The organism is Ornithinimicrobium sp. (genome assembly GCF_030537745.1).
In the GTDB taxonomy this organism is placed as follows: Bacteria; Actinomycetota; Actinomycetes; order Actinomycetales; family Dermatophilaceae; genus Ornithinicoccus.
The window spans coordinates 1-14,315 of record NZ_JAUNVI010000018.1 but is presented as its reverse complement, the minus strand read 5'-3'; the positions used below and the strand labels follow the sequence as shown (position 1 = coordinate 14,315).

Here is a 14,315-nt window from a genome sequence, read left to right as displayed (position 1 = left end):
ACCCCCTCAGGAGAGACCAATGACCCCCACTCGATCCCGCGTCTTCACGGCGGCGCTAGCCATGGCCACCGCACTGAGCATGACCGCCTGCGCCCCCGGCTCCGGCACCAAGACCGACACGGGCACCGGCGACGGCGCGGCCACCGGCGATGCTGCCGCTGGTGAGTGCACCGACGTCGCGATGCGGCTTTCCCACCAGTGGCCCGAGCCCGCCGCCGAGGACGGCGACTTCCGCGCCCTGATCGCCACGAAGTTCGCCGAAGGCGTCGACAAGGAGACCGACGGCAAGGTCAAGGTGACCGTCTACCCCAACAGCACGCTGTCCAAGGCGACCGAGCAGTACGACGCGATGATGACCGGCGCGATCGACGCCTCCGTCTTCCCGCTCGACTATGCCTCAGGGCGTGTCCCGCAGTGGTCGATCACCCTGATGCCTGCCCTGGTGCAGAGCCACGACGAGGCCAAGGCCTGGGACAGCGGCGAGATCGGCCAGGCAGTCCATGAGCACATGAAGGAGAACGGCCTCGTCGCGCTGACCGACGTATGGAATGCCGGAGCCATCGGGGTCAAGGGCGACCCGATCCTGCGACCCGATGACATCAAGGGTGGTATGACGATGCGCGCCGCCGGGACCTACGTCGAGCACATGCTCGAGGACGCTGGCGCGGGCATCACCTCGCTGCCCAGCTCGGAGATCTACACGGCGATGCAGACCGGCATCCTGGATGCCGCGGTCACCTCGACCGGGTCGTTCGCGTCCTACAACCTGCAGGAGCTGGTGACGTCCTTCACCTCGCCGACCACCCACACCTTCTGGTTCATGTATGAGCCTCTCGTCGTCACCACCGAGGCGTTCGACAAGTTGTGCGCCGAGCAGCAGGACGCCGTGCTGAAGGTCGGAAAGGACCTGCAGGAGTACGCCTACACTGCATCCCAGGAGGACGACGCCCGGGTCGAGAAGATCTTCAAGGATGCCGGTGTCGATGTCGTCACCATGAGCGACGCCGACTTTGAGGCCTGGCTCCCGCTGGCCAAGAAGCAGTGGGACGACTACGCCAAGAATGTCGACGGTGGCCAGAAGTTCCTCGACCTGGCCCTGAAGCTTCGCGAGGGACGGTGAGCGCGACCTCCGCGCCAGTCGAGGAGGAGTACCGGCCGCCAAGGATCGTGCGGTGGGTCGGTTGGCTCTCTGAGGCGTCCGGCTGGTTGTCGGCCATCGCTTTGGTGGCCGCCACCCTGATCACCACGCACGCCGTCGTCACCCGCTACTTCTTCAAGGCGCCGACGATCTGGCAGACCGAGTCGACGATCTACCTGATGATGCTGGTGACTTTCGTCGGGGCCGCCTACGGCCTCAAGCACCATGCCCACGTCGGGGTCGACCTGGCTATCAACGCGTTGCCACAGCGACCTCAGCTGATCATGCGGATCATCAATGCGCTCCTGTGCATTGGCGTCGTGCTGGTGGTCTTCTGGACCTCCTTCAACAACTGGCAGGAGGCGTATCTCTTCAACTACAAATCGGCGACGGCCTTCCGGTTCCCGCTGTGGATCGCCTACGCGATCCTGCCGATGGGGATGCTGCTGGTGGCGCTGCAGTTCATCGCGATGATCATCGAGGCAGTCCTCGGGCTGATGGGCAAGATTCCCCTGTCCAAGGTGTCCATGATGTCCGGCACCAGCGAGCTCGCCCAGGTCATGGCTGACCTCGAGCTAGAGGCAGCGCTCCACGAGCACGACCCGCCGCCCCATGCCGGGAGGCGCTCCACGACCGACGGATCCGAGAATCAAGGGGAGCGCTCATGAGCTCACTGGCCCAAGGCGGCATCATCGGTCTGATGGCGATGGTGCTCTTCTTCTTGGGTATGCCGATCGCGTTCGCGCTCGCCATCACCGCTCTGCTGTCCATCTTCCTCTTCCTCGGTCCCGCGCAGCTCGAGCTGTTCGGCAAGATGACTTTCGACTCAGTCAACGACTTCAGCCTCCTCGCCATCCCCTTGTTCGTGCTCATGGGCAACCTCTTCGGTGGCTCCAAGGCGAGCACGCAACTGTTCGAGGCTGGCGAGGCGTGGCTGTCCCGGGTCCGAGGCGGGCTAGCGATGAGCTCGGTCGCCGCCTCGACCCTCTTCGCCGCGCTGACCGGGTCAAGCGCGGCCACTGCTGCCGCTATCGGCAGGGTCGCGGTGCCGGAGATGGAGAAACGCGGCTACTCCGACCGGATCGCCACGGGTGCCGTGGCCGCTGGCGGGACGCTCGGCATCCTTATCCCCCCGAGCGTGACGCTGATCCTCTACGGCATCGCCGCGGAGCAGTCGATCGGTCAGCTCTTCGCCGGCGGAATCTTGCCAGGCATCGTGCTGGCGGTGATGTTCTGCATCTGGATCTACATCGCGCAGACCATGGAGGACCGGCGCCTCTCCAAGCATGTCTCCAGCCTGGTCGAGGCCCGGGAGGCACATCAGGAGCGCACCTATACCTGGGCCTTCCGGTTCATGAGCCTGGCCAAGACACTGCCGTTCGCGCTGCTCATCGGTCTGGTGCTGGTGGTGCTCTACCGCGGCATCGCCACCCCGAGCGAGGCGGCGGCCATCGGCGCCCTGCTGGTGTGGATCATGGTCACCCTTCTCTACCGCGACCTGACCGGCAAGCAGCTGATGAATGTGCTGCTGGAGTCGACCAACCAGAGCACGATGATCTTGATGATCACCGCGTTCTCGGCGGTCATCGCGACGGTGCTGAGCTATCTACGGGTCCCCCAGGACCTGGCTACGCTGGTCAGTGACGCAGACCTGAATCGCTGGGTCGTCCTGCTGCTGATCAACCTGGTGCTGCTCGTCATGGGTGCCTTCCTGCCCCCGGTGTCCATCATCGTGATGACCACGCCGATCCTGCTGCCGATGATCCTGGCGCAAGGATTCGATCCGATCTGGTTCGGTGTCATCATGACGATCAACATGGAGATGGGTCTGATCACCCCACCGGTCGGGCTGAACCTTTACGTGCTCAAGGGCATCGCGCCGCATATCCCGCTCAAGGAGATCTTGCTCGGGTCGCTGCCCTACGTCTTCGTGCTGAGCCTGGCGATCGTGTTGTTCTCGATCTTCCCGCAGATCGTGTTGGTGCTGCCCAACCTGCTCTACTAGCGTCCCGACAGCACGTCTGCCCGATCCACGAGCTGGCGGTCCCCTGGGGCCGCCAGCTCGTCGTTGGCTAAGGCCCTGGCGCGGTGGCGTTTGGCTCAGGGTCGCCGTGCGGTGGCGAGGAAGACTGGATAGTCCGTCTCGTCCTTGGTGATCGTCGTGCAGTTCACGACGCTCACCTCGACGAAGCCTGCCGATTCCAAGGCTGCGGTCAGCGCCGCCCGGTCGAAGCCATGAGGTCCGTCGAAGTCGTGGGTGTTCGAGTGGAAGGAGCCGTCCTCGGTGTCCAGGTCCGCGATCGCAACCCAACCACCGGGCTGCAGCAGAGTGGCGAAACCGGACAGCACGCGGGCCAGGTCGTGGACGTGGTGCAGCACCAGTGAGCTGACGACCACGTCGAAGCGTTCCGCGGGGGCTGGCACGTCGTGCTCCAGGTCGAGGTCCCAGATCCGCGTCCCGGGCGGCAGGGTGCCCGCCTCGACTTTGTCGAGCATCACGGCCCGCATCCCGGAGGAGTTGTCGACCAAGGTCAGGCTGCCCACCTGGTCCCCGAACGCCTGACTCACCAGGGCGGTGCCCGCGCCATACTCCAGGAGCCGGGTCTGCGAGCCCAGCGGGACGGTGGCGGCCACCGCCGCCGCAACGTCTGCGGCCCGGACGACTTTGTCCGGATCCTGGTCCCAGGTTGCCGCCTTGCTGTTGAAATGATCAGTGCCCATGGGGTGAGCCTGCCACCGCGCACCGGTCGCCATACTGGCGGTATGGCAGACGACGCAACCCTCCCCCCGACGCGGGCCGACACCGACCTCTCCGCGCTGGTCGCTGCCGTGGGCGCAGACTTGGTGGTGACTGACCCCGACGTGCTCGCCAGCTATGCCCACGACGACGCGGAGTGGGCGCCGTACGGCAGACCTCTCGCGCTGGTGCGTCCGGAGACGAGCGAGCAGGTGCGCGCGGCGGTCGCCTGGTGCGCCGAGCACCGCGTGCCGGTGATCGCGCGTGGTGCGGGCACGGGACTCTCGGGCGGGGCCAACGCGGTCGACGGCGCCCTGATGTTGTCGTTGGAGCGGATGACCAGGGTGCTGGAGGTCTCCACTGTCGAGCGCTGGGTGCGCGTGCAGCCGGGCGTGGTCAACGACCACCTGCGGGCCGCGGTCGCCGAGCAGGGCCTCTGGTATCCGCCGGACCCGGCCAGCTCTCCCTGGTCCACGATCGGCGGCAATATCGCCACTAACGCTGGCGGGATGTGCTGCGTGAAGTATGGCGTGACCGGCGACTACGTCCTCGAGCTGGAGATCGTCACCGCCGCCGGAGAGCTCACGAGGGTCGGACGGCGGACCGCCAAGGGGGTAGCCGGTTATGACCTGTGCTCGTTGATCGTCGGGTCCGAGGGGACGCTGGCGATCGTGACCGAAGCGGTGCTGCGCCTGCGCCCCCTGCCTGCCGAGCCGATCACGGTGGCTGGCTACTTCACCTCTGTGGTCGATGCCGGCAACGCGGTGCGTGCGGTCGCGGCGGCGGGGCTGGTGCCGTCGACCTTCGAGTTGGTCGACAAGCACTGCCTCGCGGCCGTCGATGCGTGGAAGCACATGGGATTGTCGGTCGAGGCCGAGATCGTGCTGATCGCCCGGACAGATGTGCCTGGGGACGGCGGTCTGGCTGAAGCCACCGGGCTGGTGCAGTGCTTCGAGGAGGCGGGGGCGACCTTCGTCGCACAATCAAGCGATCCGCAGGAGTCCGAAGCCCTCTATGCCGCGCGGCGGCTGGCCTATCCCGCGGTCGAGCGCCTCGGCCCCGTCCTGACCGAGGACGTGTGCGTGCCGATGGCGAAGGTGCCGGAGATGTTGAGCCGGATCGAGGAGATCGCCCAGCGGTATGACGTGACCATCGCCAACGTCGCCCACGTCGGGGACGGCAACCTGCACCCGCTCCTCATCGTGCCGCCGAACGACGAGGAGGCCAAGGCGCACGCGCAGGCCGCATTCGAGGAGGTGATCACCGCAACCCTGCAGATGGGAGGCACGGTCACCGGCGAGCACGGCGTCGGACTGCTCAAGCTCCCCGGGCTGCTGCGGGAGCTGTCACCGACCACGCTCGCGATGCACCATGCGGTCAAAGCGGCGCTGGACCCGCACGGGATCCTGAACCCCGGCAAAGTGATCCCGGTGCCAGACCCGAGCTAAAACGCGTGCACAGCGCGGCCGGCATGGGCAGACTGCAGGGATGAGACTCACACTCGACATCGACCTTGACACCCTGGGCGAGGACACGGCCGCCGAGGCGGGACGGACCCTTCGCTACTGGGCGGGAGCCGTGGCCCAGATGGATCTGCGCGCTGCGGTCGAGTTCCCGCTGACGGACTCGACCTCCAAGACGATCGGCCACCTCGCGGTGAGCCAGGGCGAGGACGACCCCACAGGCGCAGTCAAGGATGTCCTCGCTCGCTACCTGCATCGCCTGCACGAGACGTTGCTGTGGAAGATCGACGGTCTCGGGGAGCGCGACGCACGCTGGCCGATGACGCCGACCGGGACCAACCTGCTCGGCCTGCTCAAGCACGTGGCGAGCGTGGAGTCGGAATACTTCGGGTTCGTCTTCGACCGGCCCTTCCCCTTGACCCTGCCCTGGTCGAGCGAGGACGCGCCGGACAATGCCGACATGTGGGCGTGGGCCGAGGAGACGATCGGCTCGGTGCGTGATCTGGCCACCGTCGTATGGGCGCACGCGGACGCCACCATCGACGAGCTCGACCTCGATGCGACCGGTCACGTGCCGTGGTGGGGGGAAGATCCGGTGACCTTCGCCCACGTGCTCGTGCATGTCGTCGTCGAGCTCGCGCGCCATCTTGGTCAGGCCGATATCGTCCGTGAGCTGACGGACGGCTCGTGCGGACTCATGCCGGCGATCTCCAACCTGCCCGAGCATGACGCGGACTGGTGGTCGGACTACGTCGAAAAGCTCAAGCAGGTGGCCGAGGCAGCCGGCTGACGGGTCAGCGACGCTCCTCCTCGGCGATCTTGGCCAGGGGCCCGTCGAAGACGCCGCCGTCAGAGGGATGCGCCTACGCAAAGCACAGGCAGCCCTGCTGGGAAGATCCAGATCGTCCCCGACACCCCGACAGGTGGTGGTCGGCAGGGGCGATGAGGTTCGTTATCATTGACATGCCGAGCCTCGACGCGATCGTCCCCCGTCGGGGCTCGCTGCATGCCCGGGTGCCGTCAGATCCGCCGGGCTGCGCGGTCCCTGCGCCCCAACGCGACGGCCAGCGCCGCTCCCGCTAAGGCACCGAACAGGTGCCCTTGCCAGGAGACGCCCTCGCGCAGCGGCAGCACTCCCCACACCATCGACCCGTAAACCACGATGACCAGCAGGCCGACCGCCGCTGAGCCCAGGCGCCGGGCGACGAAGCCGTAGACCGCCAGGAACGCGGCATAGCCATAGACCACGCCGCTGGCACCGATGTGCACGGTATTCGGACCGGCAAACAACCACACGCCGGCCCCGCCCAGCACGATGACGCCGACCGTGACCAGCCACAAGTGTCGCGTCGACAGCGCGAGCATGCTGCCCAGCGCGAGCAGCGAGATCGAGTTGGCCAGCAGGTGCCCGAAGCCGAGGTGCAAGAAGGGACTGAGCACGATCCCGACGAGATGGCTGGGGTCACGCGGCCGAATGCCGTACTGATCCAGGCGCAGCGGGGTGGACAGGTCGACGATCTCGCTGACCCACATCAGCGCGACGAGGAGAAACACAGGTATGACGCGTTGCAACCAGGTGGTCGGGCTCGGCCGCGGTGCGGGTCGGGTGGTTGATGGTGCAGGTCGACCCAGGGACCGGAAAGTCATGGACCTCACCCTGTCATGCGTTGCGCAGCAGCAGCATCCCGCCGACGGCCAGCGCAGCGGCGCACACCAGCCAGAAGAACCCGACCCACACCAGTGCCGGAAGGCCGGTGAGCTGGGCGAGCTGGTCGGCGTCGCTGGCACCGCCACTGCCCGCGCGTCCTCGCGGTTGTCGCGGTCGCCGCCGCTGCCGCTGCAGCTCGACCACTGACCGCGGGGCGGCCAGGAGCAAGGACCAGGCGACCAGGTAGGCAGCCCCCGTCACCACGGGCGGAGAAGCCGCCCAGGAGAGCCACGCCACCAGCGCACCGGTGACCGCGACCACCCACAACCCGTAGAGGTTGCGGACCAGAAGCAGCAGGACCGCGCAGGTGAGGACGAGCGCCCAGAGGAGCCCCGCGGCATACCCGGCCCCCAGCAGGAAGGCCCCACCCAGACCGGCTAGCGCGGGCGCCGGATAACCCGCCGCGACCATCGCGACCATGCCTGGGCCCCGCGGACGCCCGCGAGAGAGCGTCACCCCGGAGGTGTCCGCGTGCAGCCGGATGCTGGACAGGCGGCGCCCCACCGCCGCCGCGACGAGCGCGTGGCCAGCCTCATGGAGCAGGGTGACCAGATGCCGGACCACGCGATAGCCCACCGGACTCCACGTCACCACCACAGCTAATGCGCCCAGGAACAGGCTGACCTGCCACGACAGCGGCACCGCGGTGGACGTGGCGCGGTCCCACAGGTCGCTGAGCACCCGCCACAGATAGCAGGTCGACCTGTGCCCGCGCTAGGTTGACGCCATGATCACCTCGGTGCACACGTTGATCTACTCCGACGACGCCGCCGCCACGCGCGCCTTTTTCAAGGACGTGCTCCACTTTCCGTTCGTCTCCGAGCCCGGCGATGGCGACCACGGGGAGCCACACGGAGAAGGCTCCGGCTCGCAGGACCCCGCCGACTGGCTCATCTTCGGCACCGGGCCCAGCGAGTTGGGCGTCCACCCCACCATCAGCGGCGAGTGGAAGGGTGAGCGTCGCCACCAGTTCACCCTGATGTGTGACGACCTCGAGGCGACCGTGACCGAACTCACCAACCGCGGCGCCGAGTTTGCGACCCAGAAGGAAGACATGGGCTTCGGCCTGGGCGTCATGCTCAAGGTGCCGGGGGCCGACGACATCCTGCTCTACGAGCCGCGGCACGTCACCGCCTACCACTGCTGAGACGCCACCCCCGTCACGACCAGCGCATCAGGCCCCGCGCCGCGCGATGACGACCCACTCCCGTCCTGGCCGATCCGGGGCGTCGCGCACATCCACGATGGTGAAGCCGACCGTCCCCAGGGCGCGCTTCAGCTCGGAAAGGGGTCGGAAGATCAACGTCGACTCCGCTTTCACGGTGGTCCCGTCCGGGAGTCGACTGACCGAGCAAAACGTCACATAGGGCAGGTCCACGCTGCGAACTTCGAAGGTGTCGCTCACTTCGCCGACGCCGGGGACGACGTAGCTCATCGGGCCGGGCGCCGCCGCCCAGTCCTCCCACGCGCGCCGCTGCGGGATCCGGGTCTCGAAGACCACGTGGCCCCGGGGAGCAAGGTTGTCGTGGATGGTGCGCAGGGTGGCGAGCCAGGCCTCCTCGGTCAGGAAGACCTGCGCGACGTTGCCGGTCATGACGGCCAGGTCTGCGGGCAATCCGGGCGCGCTCGCCAGCCCGGCGACGTCATCGACCGTGCCATGGACCCATCGCACGCCTTGCGCGCCAGGCTTGCTGAGGGCGATGTCAAGCATGGCGCCAGCCGGGTCGACGGCGGTCACCGCATACCCCTCCTCGGCCAACCGGATGGCCAGAGTGCCTGTCCCACAGCCGACGTCGAGCACTGCGCCGGCGCCCAGATCGGCTGCGAGTTGCACGTAGATATCGAGGTCGTCACGAGTTCCATCCACGATGTCATAAGCAGCGGCGATCAACGGATGATCGAACTCGTTGGCGGGCACGCTCGTGACGCTACGAGAGTGGCTAGCGCGGCGTCCAACTGATTGGCGCTGGAGACGGCCGACGAGAGGCACCCTGCCGGAGACAGGGACGCTGCTGGTCAACGGTGCGGACGACAACTGTCCGCGAGCAGATCTAGTCTGGCGCGATGAGCACCCCGCACCATCTGTCGCGGCGCGAGGCCCGACGCATCCTCATCAGAGCTCAGCTCCTGACCAAGGAACGTCCCGGCGACGTAGTGGAGACCGTCCGCGAGCTCGGACACCTGCAGATCGACCCCGTCAAGGCCGTCGCTCCCGCCCACCACCTGGTCCTCTGGTCACGGCTTGGGCGCGACTACGACCAGGGCGACCTGGACGCTCACCTCGCTGACCGCACCCTGATCGAGATCCTGGGCCACATTCGATCCGGCGAGGACATCGGGCTCTACCGTGCCGAGATGGAGACCTGGCCCTCGCCGGCCGGACGCAAGGGCGAGACCCTGCCCTGGCAGGTCAGTAACGCGCGCTGGGTGGAGGCCAACGACCGCGCCCGACGCGCCATCCTTGATCTCCTGGAGACGGAGGGTCCTGCCCCGACGGGCGCGATCCCCGACCACACCGAGGTGCCGTGGCAGTCGAGCGGGTGGACCAACGAGAAGAACGTCCAGCGACTCCTTGATTTCATGGGCGCCCGTGGCGAGATCGCCGTGGCCGGGCGCGAGGGCGGACAGCGGCTGTGGGACCTGGCGGAACGCATCTATCCCGACGTGCCCACCATCCCGATCGAAGAGGCGCAGACAGTGAAGGACGAGTGGCGCCTGGCAGCGCTGGGGATCCTTCGGCCCCGCGGACCGCAGTGCCCGTCCGAGTCCCTGGACGCGGGCAACGCCGGTGAGGAAGCGGTGGTGGATGGGGTCAAAGGCACGTGGCGCGTGCACGGGTCCTATCTGGACCAGCAACCCTGGGACGGTCGCGTCGCCCTGCTCTGCCCGATCGACCGCCTCGTCTTCGACCGGACTCGGATGCGCGAGTTGCTCGAGTTCGACTACATCCTGGAGATGTACAAGCCGAAGGCCAAGAGGAAGTGGGGCTACTACGCGCTGCCCGTCCTCGATAGCGACACGCTCTGCGGCAAGCTGGACACGACCGCCGACCCCAAGGCCGGGGTGTTGCGGGTGGACGCGCTTCATGAGGACGGGGTATGGAGTGCATCGCGCCGAGATCGGGTGCTCGAGCAGATCCATGACCTGGCCGCATGGCTGGGCCTGGAGCCGATCCTGCCCACGCATCTGGGCGGCACGCGATGACGCGGCTGCGCATCGTCCCGGCCAACGAGGCCAGTGGTGACGACCTGGCCGCGATCTTCGGTACCCGTGGCGCAGGCAGCCGTTGCTTCTGCCAGCGCTACAAGTTGTCTCGCGGTGAGTCCTTCGGCAGCTTCCCCGCGGAGGAGCGTGCCGCGCGACTCCGCGAGCAGACGGCGTGCGCCGACCCGGACTCTCCTGGCACCAGTGGTCTAGTGGCCTATCTCGACGACGAACCCGTCGGGTGGTGCGCGGTGGAGCCGCGCTCTGCCTACTCGGGGCTGGTGCGGGTCTTCACCGTGCCCTGGCAGGGGCGTGCGGAAGACCGCGCCGACGACTCGGTCTGGGCGATCACCTGCCTCTTCGTCCGTGCCGGGCATCGCAAGCAAGGCATCAGTGCTCACTTGGCCCGGGCCGCTGTGGTCCATGCCCGCGAGCGCGGCGCTCGCGCAGTGGAGGCCTACCCGATGGTGACGGGCGCTGCCCTCGAGGAGGAGTTGCACGTCGGGACGGTGTCGACCTTTGCAGATGCGGGGCTGAGGGAGGTCTCCCGCCCCACCACACGACGTGCCGTCCTGCGGATCGACTTCGCAGACGCGACGGTCAGGCGGGAAGCACGTAGAGGTACATCAGGACGAAGTGCAGCGCCGCCGCGATGATCACGAGCAGATGCCAGAGCTCGTGGAAGCCGAACACTCCCGGCACGAGGTTGGGGCGCTCGATGACGTAGATCACGAAGCCGACGCTGTAGATCAGGCCACCGACGGCCATCAGCACCCAGGCGCCCAGCGGCAGCGAGGCACCTGCGCCGATGAGGGCTACCGGCATCCATCCCAGCGCGATGTACAAAGCGTTCGTCACATACTTCGGCAGCGATCGCCATACCGAGCGCAGCACAATTCCAAGCACCGCGATCGCCCACACGGCTGCCAGGACGGTCCACCCGAAGGTGTCACGGAAGAAGACCAGCACCAGTGGTGTCACCGTGCCCGCGATCAGGAAGAAGACCGAGGTGTAGTCGAGCGTGCGCAGCAGGTCGTTGAACCGCTGTCCGCGGTCGAGCCCGTGGTGCAGGGTGCTGCAGACGAAGAGGGTGACCAGCGAGGCGCCATAGATGCTCAACCCGACGATCTTCCAGGGGTCACTCTGCTCGCTGGCCTGGGCGATGAGTAGCGCGGCGCCAAGGATGGCGAAGCAGGCCCCGACGAGGTGGGAGACCGTGTTGAAGCGCTCGTCGGTGACGTGGATGCTGCCGTCCCTGCTCCTGGTGGCTGTGTCCATGTCACTTCCCAACGGCTCTTGGCGGCCGACGCCGGTGCACGTCGGTCGGGACTCATCCTAAGTTGCGTCGGGGCAAAAGCGATGGGCTGCTCCGCAGGCCCACCCCTCTCGCCGCTTCGGCCGGGCTATCTTGGAAGGAGCGCTGCCGCCAGCTGATCGCCCCGACCCGCCACGCGGCTCGCGATCGAGTGCGAAGGAGCACCTCATGTCTGACGACCTCTATCCCCAGGCCACCCCGGAAATGTCGCGTGAGCGACGCGACCTGGCGCCGGAGACTCACGCCGCCTTCAGCGCGTTCAGCAAGGCGGTATTTGCCGATGGCTCGCTGGACGCGAAGACCAAGCAGTTGATCGCGGTGGCGGTGGCACACACCACCCAGTGCCCCTACTGCATCCGGGGACACTCTAAGGGAGCCCTGAAAGCCGGGGCATCCAAGGAGCAGTTGATGGAAGCGATCTGGGTCGCGGCAGAGATGCGGGCCGGTGGCGCCTTCGCGCACTCAGCGCTCGCGCTGGACGCCGTTCACGACATGTGAGGCACCGGCGCAGGCCAGCAGACCCGGCGCGGGGCGCCGGGCCTGGGGCGTGGTCGCTAGAGGTGCCAGTAGACGTGTCCGTCGACGAGGGTCGCAGCCAGATCCTTGTCGTGGACGATGGTGTGGTGCCGTCCGCACAGGAGGGTGAGCTGGTCCAGATCGGTGCGGCCACCACGGCCCCACCAGAGGATGTGGTGGGCGTCGCACCAGCCGGGCGGAATGGTGCAGCCCGGGAAACTGCAGCCCTCGTCCCGGACCCACAGTGCTTTGAGTTGCGAAGGGGTGGCCAGGCGGGTCTCCCGGCCCATGTCGAGCGGGACGGAGCCGGTGCCGAGCACCATCGGCAGGATCCCGGCACCGCAGGCGAGCCTGCGGACGGCCGCGGGAGACAGCACCTCGCCGGTGGTGGTCAAGCCAGCGCCGTTGACCCGCTCGAGCAGGACCTCCCAGTCGATCGTGATGACGACCTTCGCCTTCTCCGTGGTCGGGACCCCTTCGGCAGAGGCGACACCCCTGCCGATCACGGTGAGCAAAGCATCGTGGCGGCGCTGCCCCGCGCTGCGTTCGTCCATCCCCAGGATCGGGTCCGGCACCGGCGCGGCCAGCGGTGAGGAGAGGACCGCGCGGATGGTCGCAGCGCCGGCCGCGTCCGTCGTAACAGTGAACCTGACCACCTCCCCCTCGGCAAGCTCGACCTCGGTCACCGAGCGCATCAGCCGGGCGGCCTTCTCCCGGCATTCCTTGTCCTTGGGCGGCAGCGCCGTCGTGACGACCTTCTTCGCAAGTCGATCCAGGTCATGGTCGGTCACATCACCGCGCAGCGCGACCGCGACCAGCGACTCGATGAACGCCGTGAACTCCTCGATCGTGTCGAACACGGGCCGGACCTTCACCGCCGTCCGCACCACCTTCGCAGCCCTTCGCAGCGACAGGCCCCGCTCCTGCAGCGCGGCCGCGAGAGGGCCGTAGGCCGCCGCCCATTTCGAGGGGAACACCCCACCGACGGAGATGCTGGTCGCGACCACCACCAGGTCGTCGATCTGCCCGCGGCTCAGATAGAGGCACCGGGTCGCCAACCAGTCGTGCAACGACAGACCAGTCTCGGCATACGCCCGACGCTCATGGGCCTGGACCACGAAGGCCACCATCAAGGCCTCCATCCGGCCCAGCGACTGCGAGAGCCCGAACAGGCCGGCTGCCACATCGCCGTCATCGGCCACCGGCAGTCGGTCCCGGGCTATCACGTCGGTGACCATCACCTGCCCGGCCAGGTCCGACACCCGCGCCAGCACCGCCTTCCCGGCCGACATGACGGCGTCTGCCGGTCGGTCGGCGGCAAGGTCCCACCCCGCCTCGTCCGCAGCCGCTGCGGTCACGGCGCCCACCAGGGCCGACTGGCCCACCAGGCCAAGCCGCTCCACCAGGCTGCTCGACTCCTTCATAAGACCCAGTCAAACACCAACCACCGACATACCCGCAGGACTCTCAGAACAGCACACACCAGCACGTCGCACACTCTGCGGGCTGGGAGCGGTGCCCAAGGACTGTCCGTGGCGTCTACTACGGTCGGCCCATGATGAGGAGTTGGTATGCCAATGCTCCTGCGCGTCAATGGTCTTCCGGCAGCGCAGGGCAGTCAGCGCGAGACTTCCACCGCACGCTGCCCGGCTATGCGCCGACTCCGCTGGTGGACCTGCCCTCCCTGGCAACAGAGCTTAGGGTCGGCCGCCTGCTCGTCAAGGACGAGTCTTCTCGTCTGGGGCTGCCCGCCTTCAAGGTGCTCGGCGCCTCCTGGGCGTGCCAGCAGGTCCTCGAGCGGCGGCCGGGAGCGCACCTAGTCACCGCGACCGACGGCAACCACGGCCGGGCGGTAGCCCACCTGGCTAGGTATTTTGGCGTTCGGGCCACGATCTTCGTCCCCGCGGTCATGCTGGAGCACACCTCCGCACTGATCGCGTCCGAGGGCGCCGCGGTGGTGCGCATCGATGGCGACTATGACGCTGCGGTGCGCACCGCGGCGCAGTATGCCGACGGCGAAAGCGACCGCGCGCTCGTCCAGGACACCGCATGGCCCGGTTATGAGGAAGTCCCCCGCTGGATCGTCGACGGCTACGCGACCCTCCTGGAGGAGGTTGACGACGCCCTTGGCCGGGCGCCCGACCTGGTCGCCGTCCCGGTCGGAGTCGGGTCCCTGGCACAGTCGGTCGTGTCCTACTACCGGCGCCCGGCCCATGCCTCTGCTCATGCCTCTG

The 14,315-nt window shown here is 67.7% G+C and carries 16 protein-coding genes; 10 read left to right on the top strand and 6 right to left on the bottom strand.

Annotated features, from left to right (window positions below):
- The first annotated feature begins 19 nt into the window (after positions 1-19).
- The 3 genes from dctP to Q4P07_RS05795 are packed head-to-tail and all read left to right on the top strand — an operon-like array spanning position 20 to position 3,143.
- Positions 20-1,120, top strand: coding sequence for a TRAP transporter substrate-binding protein DctP (gene dctP, locus Q4P07_RS05805; RefSeq protein ID WP_303373956.1), 1,101 nt, complete (start codon positions 20-22; stop codon positions 1,118-1,120).
- Positions 1,117-1,806 carry a TRAP transporter small permease subunit gene (locus Q4P07_RS05800; protein ID WP_303373955.1) on the top strand — a complete coding sequence of 230 codons (690 nt, stop codon included), beginning with the start codon at positions 1,117-1,119 and terminating at the stop codon, positions 1,804-1,806. Before dctP ends, Q4P07_RS05800 begins: the two co-directional genes overlap by 4 nt.
- A complete protein-coding gene (locus tag Q4P07_RS05795; protein WP_303373954.1) occupies positions 1,803-3,143 on the top strand; it encodes a TRAP transporter large permease in 1,341 nt (446 codons plus the stop codon). The genes Q4P07_RS05800 and Q4P07_RS05795 overlap by 4 nt, the downstream gene beginning before the upstream one ends.
- 95 nt (positions 3,144-3,238) lie before the next feature.
- On the opposite strand, the gene Q4P07_RS05790 is transcribed toward Q4P07_RS05795, so the two are convergent.
- A complete protein-coding gene (locus Q4P07_RS05790; RefSeq protein ID WP_303373953.1) occupies positions 3,239-3,859 on the bottom strand; it encodes a class I SAM-dependent methyltransferase in 621 nt (206 codons plus the stop codon).
- 42 nt (positions 3,860-3,901) lie between these two features.
- Here Q4P07_RS05790 and Q4P07_RS05785 point away from each other — a divergent pair, with 42 nt between their 5' ends.
- Positions 3,902-5,323: an FAD-binding oxidoreductase gene (locus tag Q4P07_RS05785; protein WP_303373952.1), complete on the top strand. Its 1,422-nt coding sequence runs from the start codon at positions 3,902-3,904 to the stop codon at positions 5,321-5,323.
- 40 nt (positions 5,324-5,363) lie between these two features.
- Positions 5,364-6,128 (top strand): DinB family protein, encoded by a 765-nt coding sequence (locus Q4P07_RS05780; protein WP_303373951.1) that lies wholly within the window; start codon positions 5,364-5,366, stop codon positions 6,126-6,128.
- 230 nt (positions 6,129-6,358) lie between these two features.
- Here the strand turns inward: Q4P07_RS05780 and Q4P07_RS05775 are convergent, their stop codons facing one another.
- Together Q4P07_RS05775 and Q4P07_RS05770 are read right to left on the bottom strand one after the other, a co-directional pair.
- On the bottom strand, positions 6,359-6,985 hold the full coding sequence (locus Q4P07_RS05775) for a rhomboid family intramembrane serine protease (protein WP_303373950.1): 627 nt from the start codon (positions 6,983-6,985) through the stop codon (positions 6,359-6,361).
- A 13-nt stretch (positions 6,986-6,998) separates the two neighbouring features.
- Positions 6,999-7,727: a M50 family metallopeptidase gene (locus tag Q4P07_RS05770; protein ID WP_303373949.1), complete on the bottom strand. Its 729-nt coding sequence runs from the start codon at positions 7,725-7,727 to the stop codon at positions 6,999-7,001.
- 46 nt (positions 7,728-7,773) lie between these two features.
- Between Q4P07_RS05770 and Q4P07_RS05765 the strand changes: the two genes are divergently transcribed.
- A complete protein-coding gene (locus Q4P07_RS05765; RefSeq protein ID WP_303373948.1) occupies positions 7,774-8,193 on the top strand; it encodes a VOC family protein in 420 nt (139 codons plus the stop codon).
- A gap of 27 nt (positions 8,194-8,220) precedes the next feature.
- On the opposite strand, the gene Q4P07_RS05760 is transcribed toward Q4P07_RS05765, so the two are convergent.
- The gene (locus Q4P07_RS05760) at positions 8,221-8,964 is read right to left on the bottom strand and encodes a bifunctional 2-polyprenyl-6-hydroxyphenol methylase/3-demethylubiquinol 3-O-methyltransferase UbiG (protein WP_303373947.1); all 744 of its coding nucleotides are present in this window, start codon (positions 8,962-8,964) and stop codon (positions 8,221-8,223) included.
- Positions 8,965-9,110: 146 nt separating this feature from the next.
- Between Q4P07_RS05760 and Q4P07_RS05755 the strand changes: the two genes are divergently transcribed.
- Positions 9,111-10,250 (top strand): crosslink repair DNA glycosylase YcaQ family protein, encoded by a 1,140-nt coding sequence (locus Q4P07_RS05755; protein ID WP_303373946.1) that lies wholly within the window; start codon positions 9,111-9,113, stop codon positions 10,248-10,250.
- A complete protein-coding gene (locus tag Q4P07_RS05750) occupies positions 10,247-10,906 on the top strand; it encodes a GNAT family N-acetyltransferase (protein ID WP_303373945.1) in 660 nt (219 codons plus the stop codon). Before Q4P07_RS05755 ends, Q4P07_RS05750 begins: the two co-directional genes overlap by 4 nt.
- Here Q4P07_RS05750 and Q4P07_RS05745 read toward each other — a convergent pair.
- Entirely contained in the window at positions 10,851-11,528 is a 678-nt protein-coding gene (locus tag Q4P07_RS05745; RefSeq protein ID WP_303373944.1) for a hemolysin III family protein, read from the bottom strand. The genes Q4P07_RS05750 and Q4P07_RS05745 overlap by 56 nt on opposite strands.
- A gap of 205 nt (positions 11,529-11,733) precedes the next feature.
- Here Q4P07_RS05745 and Q4P07_RS05740 point away from each other — a divergent pair, with 205 nt between their 5' ends.
- On the top strand, positions 11,734-12,063 hold the full coding sequence (locus tag Q4P07_RS05740; RefSeq protein WP_303373943.1) for a carboxymuconolactone decarboxylase family protein: 330 nt from the start codon (positions 11,734-11,736) through the stop codon (positions 12,061-12,063).
- Positions 12,064-12,119: 56 nt separating this feature from the next.
- On the opposite strand, the gene Q4P07_RS05735 is transcribed toward Q4P07_RS05740, so the two are convergent.
- Positions 12,120-13,505 (bottom strand): HNH endonuclease signature motif containing protein, encoded by a 1,386-nt coding sequence (locus Q4P07_RS05735; RefSeq protein ID WP_303373942.1) that lies wholly within the window; start codon positions 13,503-13,505, stop codon positions 12,120-12,122.
- 131 nt (positions 13,506-13,636) lie between these two features.
- Between Q4P07_RS05735 and Q4P07_RS05730 the strand changes: the two genes are divergently transcribed.
- A partial coding sequence (locus tag Q4P07_RS05730) for a pyridoxal-phosphate dependent enzyme (RefSeq protein ID WP_303373941.1) occupies positions 13,637-14,315 on the top strand: 679 nt, incomplete at its 3' end.